General features: G+C 36.1%; 12 protein-coding genes. 6 read left to right on the top strand and 6 right to left on the bottom strand.

Annotation, left to right across the window (positions count from 1 at the left end; translation table 11 throughout):
- The coding region (locus tag ACQR30_RS13305) for an AsmA-like C-terminal region-containing protein (RefSeq protein WP_429735909.1) at window positions 1-1,432 on the top strand (1,432 nt) is incomplete at its 5' end.
- Between the two features lie 280 nt (window positions 1,433-1,712).
- Here the strand turns inward: ACQR30_RS13305 and ACQR30_RS13300 are convergent.
- From ACQR30_RS13300 to ACQR30_RS13290, 3 genes are read right to left on the bottom strand one after another with little or no spacing between them, the layout of a single operon-like run.
- Window positions 1,713-3,989, bottom strand: a complete 2,277-nt coding sequence (locus ACQR30_RS13300; protein ID WP_429735907.1) for an FUSC family membrane protein — start codon at window positions 3,987-3,989, stop codon at window positions 1,713-1,715.
- A 42-nt stretch (window positions 3,990-4,031) separates the two neighbouring features.
- Entirely contained in the window at window positions 4,032-4,604 is a 573-nt protein-coding gene (pth, locus tag ACQR30_RS13295) for an aminoacyl-tRNA hydrolase (protein ID WP_429735905.1), read from the bottom strand.
- Between the two features lie 60 nt (window positions 4,605-4,664).
- On the bottom strand, window positions 4,665-5,033 hold the full coding sequence (locus tag ACQR30_RS13290; RefSeq protein WP_429735903.1) for a hypothetical protein: 369 nt from the start codon (window positions 5,031-5,033) through the stop codon (window positions 4,665-4,667).
- A 167-nt stretch (window positions 5,034-5,200) separates the two neighbouring features.
- Between ACQR30_RS13290 and ACQR30_RS13285 the strand changes: the two genes are divergently transcribed.
- Window positions 5,201-5,602 (top strand): single-stranded DNA-binding protein, encoded by a 402-nt coding sequence (locus ACQR30_RS13285; RefSeq protein WP_429735901.1) that lies wholly within the window; start codon window positions 5,201-5,203, stop codon window positions 5,600-5,602.
- A gap of 207 nt (window positions 5,603-5,809) precedes the next feature.
- Here ACQR30_RS13285 and ACQR30_RS13280 read toward each other — a convergent pair whose 3' ends face one another.
- Both ACQR30_RS13280 and ACQR30_RS13275 read right to left on the bottom strand, forming a co-directional pair.
- Window positions 5,810-6,880, bottom strand: a complete 1,071-nt coding sequence (locus ACQR30_RS13280) for a glycosyltransferase (RefSeq protein WP_429735899.1) — start codon at window positions 6,878-6,880, stop codon at window positions 5,810-5,812.
- 92 nt (window positions 6,881-6,972) lie between these two features.
- The gene (locus ACQR30_RS13275; RefSeq protein WP_429735897.1) at window positions 6,973-7,767 is read right to left on the bottom strand and encodes an alpha/beta hydrolase; all 795 of its coding nucleotides are present in this window, start codon (window positions 7,765-7,767) and stop codon (window positions 6,973-6,975) included.
- A 101-nt stretch (window positions 7,768-7,868) separates the two neighbouring features.
- Here ACQR30_RS13275 and ACQR30_RS13270 point away from each other — a divergent pair, with 101 nt between their 5' ends.
- Window positions 7,869-8,987, top strand: coding sequence for an AI-2E family transporter (locus tag ACQR30_RS13270; RefSeq protein ID WP_429735895.1), 1,119 nt, complete (start codon window positions 7,869-7,871; stop codon window positions 8,985-8,987).
- Window positions 8,988-8,991: 4 nt separating this feature from the next.
- Window positions 8,992-9,702: an SAM-dependent methyltransferase gene (locus tag ACQR30_RS13265; protein ID WP_429735893.1), complete on the top strand. Its 711-nt coding sequence runs from the start codon at window positions 8,992-8,994 to the stop codon at window positions 9,700-9,702.
- On the opposite strand, the gene ACQR30_RS13260 is transcribed toward ACQR30_RS13265, so the two are convergent.
- Window positions 9,696-10,349, bottom strand: a complete 654-nt coding sequence (locus ACQR30_RS13260) for a hypothetical protein (RefSeq protein WP_429735891.1) — start codon at window positions 10,347-10,349, stop codon at window positions 9,696-9,698. The two genes, ACQR30_RS13265 and ACQR30_RS13260, sit on opposite strands and share 7 nt — an antisense overlap.
- A 143-nt stretch (window positions 10,350-10,492) precedes the next feature.
- On the opposite strand from ACQR30_RS13260, the gene ACQR30_RS13255 reads away from it, so the two are divergent.
- Together ACQR30_RS13255 and ACQR30_RS13250 are read left to right on the top strand one after the other, a co-directional pair.
- Window positions 10,493-11,224: a 2-phosphosulfolactate phosphatase gene (locus tag ACQR30_RS13255; RefSeq protein ID WP_429735889.1), complete on the top strand. Its 732-nt coding sequence runs from the start codon at window positions 10,493-10,495 to the stop codon at window positions 11,222-11,224.
- A 107-nt stretch (window positions 11,225-11,331) separates the two neighbouring features.
- The coding region (locus tag ACQR30_RS13250; protein ID WP_429735887.1) for a BatD family protein at window positions 11,332-12,602 on the top strand (1,271 nt) is incomplete at its 3' end.

Raw genomic sequence — 12,602 nt, 5'->3', positions numbered from 1 at the left:
CAAACAAATGCCTATCATTAACGGGGCTCTCTCGCTTAAAAACGGATACCTCAAGACTAGCTATTACCCCGACGCCATAACGGCTATTAATTTGTTAGTAGATATCCAAGATGAAACGGGAACATTAAAGGATTTGAAAATAAAAATGAACCCCGCGACATTTACTTTTGAAGGAAAGCCTATATACGTTAAGGCTAATTTGGAGAATTTTGATAATATCGCTTACGCTATACAGGCAAAAGGTGATCTGGACGTAGGAAGAATTTACAAAGTCTTTTCTCAGAAAGGACTGGATCTAGATGGCTATGTAAAGGCAGATTTATCTTTAAAAGGAACACAAAAAGATGCTGAAGACGGCAATTATAGCAGGTTGCATAATAGTGGCCGATTATTGCTACGAAATATAAAAACGACGTCTGATTATTTCCCCTTGCCTTTTATTATAAAAGAAGGCCTGTTTACTTTTCATCAAGAAAAAATGCGGTTTAAAGACTTTAAAGCAGTTTATGGGAAGTCCGATTTTCTGATGAATGGTTATTTACAAAATGTAATTGCTTTTATTTTGACAGATAAGGCCATATTAAAAGGCAATTTTAGTTTCAATTCAAGGTATGTAGATGTAGATGAATTTATGACCAATTCAGATTCATCGAAAAATAAAAATGCGGAGAATAGCTCTACCGGTGTTGTGGTCATTCCTTCCAATTATAATTTACAATTACAAGCATTTGCAAATAGGTTAAATTTTCAAGGACTACAGCTAGATTCGCTGCATGGAGACTTAAGTGTGAATAAAGGACAATTACACTTGGCCAAGTCGGGTTTCAATTTGATTGGTTGCAACGTTTTAATGGATTTGTTATATAAGAGTCTCTCGACACAAAAGGCGCATTTTGATTATAGTATCAATGCACAAGATTTCGATGTAAAGAAAGCCTACAATCAAATAAAGATGTTTAGAGATATGGCTAGCGCTGCAAAAAACGCAGAAGGGATTATTTCTTTGGACTATAAAATCGCAGGAAATCTAAATAAAAATATGCAGCCCATTTACCCGTCTCTAATAGGTGGCGGGACACTCGCCGTGAAAAAAGTGAAGATGAAAGGCTATAAACTTTTTGGCGCCGTTAGTGATAAAACAAAGACAAAAGCGTTGGACAATCCGGATTTATCAGAAGTAAAAATTAATACCACAATAAAAAATAGTGTGATTAATATCCAACAGTTCAAATTTAAAGTTGCCGGGTTTCGGCCACGAATAGAAGGTCAAACCACCTTCGACGGAAGACTGGCTATCAAAATGCGTTTAGGACTTCCTCCTTTAGGCATTATAGGAATTCCATTAAAAATCACCGGCACGGAGGAAAAACCTAAGATAAGCATTGGCAGAAAAATCGATAGCCTTCCTCAGACCCAGACCAAGGATCAGTAATAGAATTATAAATAGTAGTAACCCATCTTAGGCTTCTTAGATAGAACCGAAATAGTTCCTAATCATGAACTCGAAAGGTTCCTGTATCCGTTACGACAGGTTTTGAAATCAAAATGGCCTGCCATATAACTTTCAGATGCAGCAAAACACGCTTCTTTTAACTAGATAAAAGCTTTTTCAAAACTTATGGTGCAAATTATTTTAAAAATGCGTAATTTTTAAATGAGAAAGAACGACAACGGACGAACGATAGGAATAAGATGAGAATTTTTGTAGGACGTTACGGGCTGATATTAATTAGCTTTTCGACGATCTTTGCCTCTTCACACAAAGTCGAATTGATTAGTTCAAATAAACCATTGATGGTTTGATAATCGGTAATAGTTTTTCGAATAGAAGTGGCATTTTCATCCATACCTTCGGCATTATTAAGCAATCGTCTTTGGCCCTCGAGTAGCTCGGCTAATTTTTTATTCTTGGGTAAATGAGCCTTTATAGCATTGTTTTCCGCATCTTCTTTCTGTTGAAGAGAATGAAGCACCACATCAAAATTATGGGTTATCAATTTTGCTGTTTCAGAAAAATCTCCTTTATTATACTTAATTTTTATTCCCTCGGCGTACAATGCCAGGGATACCTGATAAGATGAAATCGTATGACTAGCCGCCACAAGACCTAATAGGTTTTGTAGGTTTTGTCTTTTTTTCTTTGGATCGGACAGCATCCGCTGAAAATTATCAGATAAATTAGCTAAAGCGATAAATACATTTTTTCTATAAAGCTTTAATTGTGTCAAATCAAAAGATGCATCCGTAAATACTTGCATAATTGCTTCAAAATATTTCTTATTAGCTGCGATCATTTCCAACATAAAACCATTAGCCAACTTACTTTCCCAATTGGGTAAAATAAAATAAGAGGCTAAAAAACCAATGAACCCGCCAATCAAGCTATTCATAAGCCTTTGAAACAAAACAGTATCCATTGTATTCTTGTTAATAAAGCCATACACGACCACGACCATTACCGTAATGCCAATAACATAGATAAAATAATTAATTCGAGAAAAGGTACAGGAGATAAGTGTACCTATACATAAAAACACAAATAGCCATGTGTCGTTCTTAGTAAAATAAATAATACCAAAACTAATAATCGCCCCGACTATTGTACCGCTTATTCTGTCAAAATTTTTCTTGCGCGCGAGGCTATATGCCGGCTTCAGAACAATTACGGTAGTCATCATTATCCAATACGCGTGGCCCACGCCAAAAGAATGCCCGATAATTGCTCCAATCATTATAGCAACGGCAACTCTAATCGCATGCCTGAACATTCCAGACTTTAAAGAAAGGTGGCTCCAGAACAAATGAAGATCATAAGACTGCTTTGGGAGAAAGAGCAACAAGCTTTCATCATCCGGGTGAAAGTTTACCAACAATTTCTTGTCAAAGGCGGTAGCAACATGCAGTTTTTTTATATGCTCTGCCAGATTCTCAATCGTGTAAAGAATTTGGCGAAGCATGATGAATTGCTCCAAATTTTCCGCATTCATTTTCTCTTTGCGCAAACGATAAAAAGCATCTTTGCAACCTTGAAATTTTTTTTCAAAATCAGGATCTATTTTCGATTTTTTCCCCGTTTGCACAGCTAATCCAATATGCTGTAACTCCGTCGCCAGATAGGAAATATGACGACTAAACCTCTCCAAGATATCCGTATCGTCAAACGCGCGATGAAGTTGTTTATAGTCTTGTTGAGAGTTATTAATGAGCTCATACAAATTGATGTTTTCCAAAAACATCATTAACAACATTCGGCTTCTCAAGGTCGTCTCATTAGTTAACTCTCTTGTTTTCAATACAATCTCACGCAGATTTTGGTGCTGGTCTACCAAAACAACCTGAGCGCGCATTATTTTGTCGAGTAATTGCTTCTCGTCTATATTCTTTTTGTAAAACCGACTTCTGAGCTGCAATAATTCAGAGGTCTCTATAATATTCTCACCCATCATTTGCTCAATGAGCTTGAATGGTTTTATCTTATAAGAAATTAAAAATATCAGGAAATAAAAAAAACCGCCACAAGCCATATAAAATGAATTTAACAAAATATGGTCAGGGACGAAATGCTTATCCATATAAAAGATAGCTAAGATTAACCCACTTGTACCAATATTGGTCATCCTTGCACCATACACACTCATGAGAGAACATATAATACCCAATAACATCAACACCAGGATGGATACCCAGAATATTTCCCTCAATAAACCTGCAACAATCCCAATAAGAGAAAGAACAAATATGCCAATTATCAAAGCGCCCGCACGACGCTGAACAGCACCTGCTCCGTCCGCCAGACCCAGCATAAGCACACCAGTTGGGAACATTATATATTGGATTAAAAGCCCGTAATGATATAAAATAATCGAAGGAATCATAATCGCAAAGGCAAGCTTTACACCAATATACCAATTGTAACTAGTTATGAATTTCTTAAATTCAGTCAAATTTTTTGCTGACGGTAATAGAGGTAACGCACTATTCAATTTCATCTTTTATATTTAAACAATCCATTTTATTACTTTTTGTTTTCCTTAAAAACTTTGCTTGTTATAATCATTCATAGCACGTGCAATGCCCATTACAGCAATTGTTTCAATAATTTCGGCAGATTTTATAATTTTATTCTTTATCGTAGGCAGTTCATAGTGAAACCATTTACTCAATACAAATTCAGCTTGCATACCCTTTGGGAAATTATTGCCGATACCAAAACGAAGTTTGGGGTATTGATCAGTACCTAATATTAATTGAATATCGCGTAAACCATTGTGCCCGGCATCACTTCCACCAGCTCGGATGCGGATTTTATCTAACGGCAAAGCCAAATCGTCAACAATAGTTAATGTGTTATCTAGCGCAATTTTTTCTTTATCCATCCAATACTTAAAAGCTTTTCCACTTAAATTCATATAAGTAGTAGGCTTTATGCAGATAAATATCTTCCCCTTCCATTTCACTTCCGCTACTTCAGCCAAACGACCAACGCTAAAGCTGCCCCCATGCTTTGCAACGAAAGCATCCACCACATCAAAGCCTGCATTGTGGCGAGTATGCGCATATTCATTACCAGGGTTTCCTAAACCTACAATTAAAAACTTAGACATAAAATTTTAAAATAAAAATGGCTACAAAAATACTTGTATTTGCGGGAAATACATTTTAAATTACAAATTGGAACTGCGTTTCACAATCAAAATCCAATCATTCTCTAAGAACAAATATCCAAATTCATAATTAAAAAAATAGGTTTGACCTTTTTGATTTAAATATTGATGTGTGTGGTATTTAAAATTAAAACCCTGTTGTGCAAGTTTATCTTTAGGCATTTTTATCATACCTTCTTCTTCAAGTGCCTCCTGCAGTATACGCCTGTTTTTTCGCAGAACGTTATTCAGATTACGTACTAGATTATTCTGATCACTGTTTTGCCGATTATTAAAACTATTGCGACAATAATCGTCACAAAATTTTTTATCTATTCGACCTTTCAGCGGTTTTCCGCAGGTCAAACAATTATGTGCCTTTGCTTCCATAGACTAAAAATACGAATAAATATCCATTTGTAAACGACTACAAACAGTTACATCCGTAAGTAAATAATTAAAAACCAATTAACGCTTTGATCAACTTGCATCTTTGCAGCAGAGAATTTTAAATTCTTAAGTTTTATTATTTACACGTTAATTAAAAATTTACAATCATGAGCAATGTTAGAAACCAAGTTCAATTAATCGGGCATCTTGGTGCAAATCCAGAAATCAAAATCGTAAACGGTGGAAACAAAGTAGTGCGCCTGCGCATAGCTACCAATGAAAGTTACAAAACCTCCGCCGGTGAATGGAAAGTAAGTACACAATGGCACAATATAGGCTTGTGGGATCATCTGGCCGACAAGGCGCAAGCACAAATGCGAAAAGGTAGTTATGTAATGATAGATGGCAAACTTATCAACAGAGCGTACACAGACAGCAACGGGCAGAAAAAATATCTCACCGAGGTGCGGGCGCATAATATTCTGTTGTTGGATAAAAAGACCGATAATAACAATAATGACCAACAACTCCCTGAACCAAATGCGCAGGAAGGTGATTGCCCATTTTAGTAGAGCTATAATCTAAAAGAAAGCGAGAGGCCGAATGGTCTCTCGCTTATTACAAACCACATATCAGGTTTGTTAAAGAGTGCACAGATTAAGTACACTGGCAGACTAAAGGTATAATTCTTTTTGAATAAAATCTAATTTTTAGTGAAAAATAACCGCCTATTCACAGGAAATAATGTGATAGTCTATGGAGAAACAGGAAAGATTTCAATTAACATTTCTATCCTTCCAACTATATTTGCCAAATTTCCCCCAAAAGCCTGCTATTACCGTATAAGCGATATGAAGTGGCTGCATAAGCGGGAACCATTTTAGTAGGCTTTTCTGCTGGTAAAATCCACTAATCTCTTTCATAAATAATAACTCAACTCCCATTTTTACGGCAACGAGTATTAACCAGGATAGAAATAAAATCGGGTAAAAAAAAGCAATCAGCAATAATGCCAGTAAGAATACATTCAGCAAATACACCAACCACAACACCACCATTATCTTTTTATCGTCATAGCTTGATGCTTTACTCGCCCACCGTATTCGTTGATTGATAAACGTTTTCCAAGTAGGCATCGGCAATGTTTGTACGATAGAACCTTTTGCATAAAGATACCCTATAGAGTCAGGAAGTCGCTTTTGTATTTTATGCATCAATAACATATCATCACCGCTAGCCAAGTTATCGATACCACTGAAACCGCCCACTTCAAAGAAAATATCTTTTTTATAGCAAAGATTTGCGCCATTGCACATACTATGCACGCCTGCTGAAACAGAAGCCGCAGTGATCCCTTGCAAACTCAAAAAATCCAAGCATTGAAATCGGCTAAGAAAAGTTTTCTTATCAACAAAAACAACGGGTGCCGCAATAAACTTCTTATCATTTTGTTGTATATAATTATCAAAATTACTTAACCAGTTTATGGGTATTATGCAATCCGCATCCGTAGTTATCACCCAGTCGCCCATAGCCTTTTCGATGGCAATCGTCAAGGCTTTCTTTTTATAAGAATTAATTTTTCCATTAGACAATAGATCTTTTAATCGCAAGAGTTTTAATTGTGGATATTGCGTTTGCAACTGTAGAATTATTTCGACAGTTTTATCGGTGGAGAAATCGTCTATGACAATTATCTCCAATAGCTTCTTTGGATAAAAATTTTCCAAAATAGACAAGATACACGCACGGATATTTGCTTCTTCATTTCGTGCGGGAATAATAACTGAAAAAAAAACCTGTGGTGTCAAATTCTTGTCGACTGCAAACTCGTTTAATTTTTTCAACTGAAAAGTATAAAAGAAAATAAGCACACAATAACAAGTGAGTAAAAGACAAACCGCAATTATAATAACATCTATCATTATGCAAAAAAAGGTTATTTAAACAAGGTCTCCAATTGTGCAATATATTTTTCTTTCAACAACATATGACCGGCATTCCATTGCTCAAAATCTATAAAAGGTTTAGCATAATTCACTAAATAAGTTGCATTATGGGCAGGCGTAATGATGTCAGCCTTGCCAAAAACCATTTTTACAGGCAATTGATATACTTTAATTTTTTCTCCCAATTTTTTTAAATTCGGATGAAGTTTCCGCATAGAAATCCAACGCGCGTACAACAATGTGCTTTCTCTTTTAGAAGAAACAAAACCTTGGGCATTTAGAAAAAAACGGTTATTGATTAGGCCAACTTTCTTGCATAGACGCAACCCGCGAATTGCCTTTTCGGGACGGCTTAAAAAATACGCCATCAATTTATTGCCCAATTGAGTTTGTACGACCATTTTATACCAAAAACCTTTATACAAACCGTCGGGTGCTAATAAAATCATACGTTCCACCAAATGCGGCGCATACAAAAAAGCACTCATCGCTACCCGACCACCCAGACTAAAGCCCAATAAAGAAAAAGTTTTAGGCAATTGTTCTTTTTCAATAATCGACAAAATAATATCATTTAATTTCTCCGGCGTAAGTAAACTTCTAGACCATTTAGTATCTCCATGATAAGGTAAATCAATAGCAATAAACGTATAGGAATGGAAAAGAGGTGAATTCAAAACCTCAAAAATTGAAGAATCGTTGCTATATCCATGAAAACAAAAGCAGGTGGCATTCCCCGTACCAAAACGACCATAACAAATGGCCCCATTTTCATAAAGTAGCATATTTTTTATCATTCAATCTCAGAAATACAAATTTATTTTTTTTAAATTGACGCACTTGGATTATACATATTGCTTAGGTTTGTATATAATTCTACGAATTTATGGAAAACAATTCAAAACCTTATTATCTAAAATTAAGCAGTACCCTTATTACCATTACATTATTGGTTCTGTTGTTATATGTTGGTAGAAATGTTTTAATTCCATTATTCTTCGCTTCTATTTTTTGCATTTTTCTAATAAAGCCCTGCAGTTATTTAGAGCGTAAAGGGATGCATCATGCTTTAGCCGCCATTATTTGTATGCTTTTGTCTATTATTGTGATGGCAACAATTTTATATTTTATTTCATCGCAAATAGTGGCATTTAAAAACGATTTGCCCACACTAAGCAACAATCTAAGCAAGGCATCTGATAACCTGCAATTGTATGTGCAAGTTCATTTTCATGTTTCATACAGTAAAGTTCATAACTCCTTGCAAGGCTTGAGAGAGAAAGCACTTGCAAGTGCACCTGCCATCTTAGGCTCCACATTTGCCACACTTTCCGGCATTATAGAATATTTAGTTTTAATTCCTATTTATACTTTTTTAATGCTGCTATATCGGAATCTGATCGTTCGATTTTTATTAGCTACATTTAGCGAAACACATAGTGAAGCTGTTGCATCTATTCTGGGCAAAACAAAATTCGTCATCAGAAACTATATTTTCGGACTGTTGATTGAAATGCTTACCGTAGCTATTCTTTCATTCACTGGCTACATGATCGTAGGTTCAGAATATGCACTGCTTTTAGCATTTTTAATAGCGATACTCAATCTCATTCCCTATTTAGGTGTGCTTACCGCAGCCATTATAAGCGTTATTATAACGGCATCGTCAAGCAATCCGGTAGTCATTATCGGCGTATTAATTGTAATTGCGATAGTGCATTTGGTAGATAGTAATATTTTGCTTCCTAAAATTGTAGGGTCCAAAGTAAAAATAAACGCTTTTGTCACTATCGTAGGTGTAGTAGTAGGAAGCGAATTATGGGGAATACCAGGCATGTTTTTGGCAGTGCCGATGATGGCTATTTTAAAAGTATTTTTTGATGGTGTAGAAGAGTTGAAACCTTGGGGACTTTTACTAGGCGAAGATTTAGAAAGGCCATCGAAACAGGAGAGGAAAATGATCAGATTCAAAATAAAGAAAGTCAACATTAAAAATAACGACTAAATCTATGGCCTTAGGAAATGTATATTTATTGCCCAATGTATTGCAAGATGATGAACAAGCTTTAAAAGCCATTCCACCTTACGTATTAGATACCATAAAAAAATGTGATACCTTCTTTGCAGAAAATGAGAAAGTAGTCCGGCGTTTTTTTAAACGCTTGTGGAAAGAAATGGTAATAGATAGTTATCAATGGTTTACTATTCATAAGGCGGAAGACCAAGTTAAAGACGCATTTGTCGCACAATTAAAAAATGGTAGAAATATTGGCATTATCAGTGATGCGGGCTGCCCCGGTATTGCAGATCCCGGACAAATATTAATTGACGTCGCGCAAACAATTGGCGCCAGGGTCCATCCATTAGTGGGGCCAAGCTCCATTTTGTTGGCACTGATGGCAAGCGGAATGAATGGCCAACAATTTCAGTTTAATGGTTATCTTCCTATTGAAAACTTGGAACGTAAAAAAGCAATCCTTTCTTTAGAGAATGACGCACAAAAAAGAAATTGTACCCAGATTTTTATTGAAACACCTTACCGGAATAATTCTTTGGTAAAAGAAATTTTAGTGACTTGCCAGCCAAATACAAAACTATGTATAGCAGTAGATATAACAGCTGAGGCAGAAAGTATTAAAACAAAAACTATTCGTCAGTGGAAAAAAGAAAACATTGAACTGCACAAAAGGCCGGCAATTTTCCTATTGTCTGCTTATTGATTCATTGAATTATCCAATAAACGATAGCCTTGCTTGGGAATGATAAATTTTGAAGCTGGTACCGGATCGAAATCAATTTGAGTCGCGGTATAAGTTACTTTGTATTTATTTTTGATAAAGGCCTGATATTCTAAAACAAGACCGTTTATATCATTAAATTCATAGGGGTTTTCGGGAGCGGTTGTTTTTAAATCAGGCGTATAGTACAAATTTATTTGCGTCCCGTCATTCAAAGTAGCGATAGCTTTGTTGCACATGTATCCCAAAATATTTTTCTTCTCACCACGCATTTCCAATTTCAAATCTTTATAATTTTCAAACTGCGCTTTCCACTGTTCTTTATCTAAAACCGACATATATTTGTTGTCGTTCAGTTCTGACAATACATAGACCTTATCACCATTTCTATTATAAATTGTAGATTGTAAAAAATTATCGAACCTAATTTCTGTAAGAGACATTCCTCCGCGTACATAAAATATCTTTGAAGCATTTTTCAATGCATTAGCATCGACATTCTTACTTTCCGCTTTTAGCTTATAGACAATAGTACAATCACCTATTATCTTTTGCCCAAAGCCACTAAACGAAGTAAGCATAAGGCATAAAAGCAAGCATACCACAATTAACGATTGTCTTATTCTCATCTGATTAACCATCATATTAAACCTCCTTTACAAAAATAGTGTATTAAATTTTATTTCCCGGACGCAAACTGAAGTTTATAAAAAGCTTTTCATTAATTGAATGGAAGTTATGGTAATGGTTAAAAGTTATTTATTTTCGCGAGATGAATAAACCAACTTTATATACCATTTTATCACCCAGGTTATTAGATTTATATGATTTAGAAAATGCAGTTGTTGTAATTATAGATGTTTTCAGAGCAACTTCAACCATTGCAACTGCTTTATTTAATGGCGCTCAACTTGTCTATCCTGTGGCCGAGGTGCAAGATTGCATTGAAAAAGGAAAAGCATTAAACGCTATAACGGCAGGAGAAAGAGATGGGAAGGTGATTGAAGGGTTACAATATGGCAACTCACCCGCGGAGTATCCTGCTTCATTTATCAAAGGCAAAATATTGGTATTAACAACTACCAATGGTACCAAGCTTCTGCACCTGGCATTAAAACAGGGAGCTTCCACAGTGATTACCGGTTCATTCCCAAACCTTTCTGCCGTCTGCAATTATTTAATAGCCCAAAATAAAAATGTGATTTTGGGATGTTCAGGCTGGAAAGACCGATTCAATATCGAAGATACTTTATTCGCCGGAGCAGTTATTCACCGCATAAAATCTCATTTCACGATTCACTGCGACAGTAGTTTAATGGCCGAAGATATGCATAAGTTACATCAGACGGACAGAATACAATTTATACGAGAAACCACGCATTGGCATAGGTTACAGGCTTATGGGCTCGAAAAAGACTTGGAATATTGTGTAACGGAAGATGGAGCCAATATCGTTCCGGTATATCACCCGGAGGATAAGGCTTTACATCCCGAAAGCTGGTAATATTTTCATCAGAATTTAAAATATTTATTAACAAACAATTTCAATACGATTTACAAACTTTACGCCTGCATTTTTTACAAGAATTATAATCGATATATTTTTATTCAATGAACAAGTGGAAAACTCTTTTTGTTGCATTTTTGGTACTCATGGCATTTGCGGGTAACGCCCAAATGTCTTTGTCGTTGTCAGTATCAAATAAAACCATTGGTTCGCAGGATCCACTGCAAGTAACCTATTCGTATAAAAATATTTCATCCGGACAAGACGCTCCGTCACCAAACTTCGATGATTGGGAACAACAAGGCACAAGTAGCTCCAGCAGTGTTTCTATCATTAACGGGAAAAGTACTTCCAGTATAAATTACACATTCACATTACTACCCAAGCACACAGGAAGACTCACTGTACCTGGCTTAACGGTAACGATTAATGGCCAAAAATTAAAATGCGATGCGGTAGCTATTCAAGTTAAATCAAAGCCCCATTTAGCTTCCGTTCAATCATCGGCGTCAGCGACAACCGGCTTGCAGATGCCAAACATCGCTTCTTTGTTCGGTGATATGGGTATGGATGATGCGCCTCCACCAACCACCGGCATCATTGTCCATAAAGGGCAATCATTGGACGATGCCACTAGAGGTAAATTCCTTATTCGCATTTTACCTAATAAAACTACTTGCTATTTGGGAGAACCGATATTAGCTGACTATCAGTTTTTAAGTTCTGTAAACTGCTCATGGAGGCCGGTTAAAATACCTTCTTTTAGTAGCTTTAGTGTGGCTGATATTCAACAAAATCAATATCCATTCAATGTTCAATTTGATGGAAAAAGCTATCGTGCCCAATCCGTAAGAAAAGTTCAATTAACCCCCTTAAAAACAGGCAAAATATTATTAGATTCGTGTTCTGTAAATAGCCAGTTTAGTTATTTGGATGTTCCCAGTCGCGAATATCGTTCAGCTAATATGATGGTGAAGAGCAGCCCCAAATACATAGAAGTATTACCCCTTCCGATCAAAAACAGGCCGGCAAATTTTAGTGGTGCCATTGGTAATTTCTCGATTGTCGCAACAGTAGAAAAAAATAGCCTTCCTGCACAGGAAAATAATAATTTACATATTGAAATTACCGGAACAGGCAATCTTGACGGAGTAACTATTCCTGATATTGACTGGCCATCCAATATACAGGCTTACGATTCTCGGGATAGCCAGGCAGTTGATCGAAGCCAATTTCCCATGCCGCGTACCCTAACTTTTGACGTGCCTTTTATAGGCAATAAGATGGGGATTGCTATTATACCTGCGATTAAATTTTCCTATTTCGATACGCAGAAAAACGATTACCAGACTATTTCTTCTGACAGTATAAAATT

Origin of the sequence: Arachidicoccus sp. (genome assembly GCF_050436765.1) — a bacterium.
Lineage (GTDB): Bacteria > Bacteroidota > Bacteroidia > Chitinophagales > Chitinophagaceae > Arachidicoccus.
This window is presented reverse-complemented; position numbering and strand designations above follow the sequence as displayed.

Excerpts from the sequence above, each read along its gene's own strand:
- ACQR30_RS13300 (WP_429735907.1), bottom strand. The coding sequence starts at position 3,989 with ATGAAATTGAATAGTGCGTTACCTCTATTACCGTCAGCAAAAAATTTG.
- ACQR30_RS13270 (WP_429735895.1), top strand. The coding sequence starts at position 7,869 with ATGGAAAACAATTCAAAACCTTATTATCTAAAATTAAGCAGTACCCTT.
- ACQR30_RS13255 (WP_429735889.1), top strand. The coding sequence starts at position 10,493 with ATGAATAAACCAACTTTATATACCATTTTATCACCCAGGTTATTAGAT.
- ACQR30_RS13275 (WP_429735897.1), bottom strand. The coding sequence starts at position 7,767 with ATGCTACTTTATGAAAATGGGGCCATTTGTTATGGTCGTTTTGGTACG.
- ACQR30_RS13260 (WP_429735891.1), bottom strand. The coding sequence starts at position 10,349 with ATGAGAATAAGACAATCGTTAATTGTGGTATGCTTGCTTTTATGCCTT.
- ACQR30_RS13285 (WP_429735901.1), top strand. The coding sequence starts at position 5,201 with ATGAGCAATGTTAGAAACCAAGTTCAATTAATCGGGCATCTTGGTGCA.
- ACQR30_RS13290 (WP_429735903.1), bottom strand. The coding sequence starts at position 5,033 with ATGGAAGCAAAGGCACATAATTGTTTGACCTGCGGAAAACCGCTGAAA.
- pth (WP_429735905.1), bottom strand. The coding sequence starts at position 4,604 with ATGTCTAAGTTTTTAATTGTAGGTTTAGGAAACCCTGGTAATGAATAT.
- ACQR30_RS13265 (WP_429735893.1), top strand. The coding sequence starts at position 8,992 with ATGGCCTTAGGAAATGTATATTTATTGCCCAATGTATTGCAAGATGAT.